The organism is Chryseobacterium sp. CH25 (assembly GCF_004119455.1).
Classification (GTDB): domain Bacteria; phylum Bacteroidota; class Bacteroidia; order Flavobacteriales; family Weeksellaceae; genus Chryseobacterium.
This window is the reverse complement of sequence record NZ_NRQT01000050.1, coordinates 1-286: the sequence shown is the minus strand read 5'-3', so window position 1 is coordinate 286 and position 286 is coordinate 1. Positions and strand designations below refer to the sequence as shown.

Sequence of the window (286 nt, the reverse complement as noted above, 5' to 3'; positions counted from 1 at the left end):
ATTGATACCCTGTCTGATCCAATTGGGTATTGCTTCTGATACTACATTTCTCGGAACCTGTAAAATAAATGCTGCAGTTTTAGAATTGGTTCCCTGTGTTGCTATTAAAGCTTCCTATGACGTGTACAAAACTTTTCCCCGGAGCATATAAAGCCAGTCCAACTTTGGTGTGATCGTTCGGGTGATAATTGATACCCTGTCTGATCCAATTGGGTATTGCTTCTGATACTACATTTCTCGGAACCTGTAAAATAAATGCTGCAGTTTTAGAATTGGTTCCCTGTGT

The 286-nt window shown here is 39.9% G+C and carries 1 protein-coding gene; it reads right to left on the bottom strand.

Annotated features, from left to right (window positions below):
* Positions 1-79: 79 nt before the first annotated feature.
* Positions 80-286 (bottom strand): hypothetical protein (locus BOQ64_RS22760; protein WP_164975876.1); only part of this gene is annotated, 207 nt, incomplete at its 5' end.